The organism is Acinetobacter sp. ABJ_C5_2 (assembly GCF_044538485.1).
GTDB lineage: Bacteria > Pseudomonadota > Gammaproteobacteria > Pseudomonadales > Moraxellaceae > Acinetobacter > Acinetobacter nosocomialis_A.
In genome coordinates, this window is record NZ_JBIUCS010000109.1 from 1 (window position 1) to 320 (window position 320).

General features: G+C 51.2%; 1 protein-coding gene. It reads right to left on the reverse strand.

From position 1 onward, the window contains the following. A partial coding sequence (locus tag ACH8JV_RS19590; protein ID WP_396523322.1) for an Ig-like domain-containing protein occupies positions 1-320 on the reverse strand: 320 nt, incomplete at both ends.

Genomic DNA, 320 nt, shown 5'->3' on the forward strand with positions numbered 1-320 from the left:
ATTGATTGGATCAAGAACCGGTGCATTTGGTGCTGTGGTATCGATAGTCACCACTGCACCTGTTGTACCCACATTACCTGCAGGGTCGGTCGCTGTCACAGTTACCGTATGTGGTCCATCGGTCAACACTGGAAGCGTATTGTCTGCAAGTGTCCAAGTACCGTTGCCATTATTAACCGCTGGATACTCCACACCATCTACAGTCACCACCACAGTCGCAGTCGGATCATTCACTGTACCGGTCAGCGCAGGTGTGCTGTCATTCGTCAACACATCATCTAGCGCAACCACAGGTGCCGTAATGTCTGCAGAGACTGTAC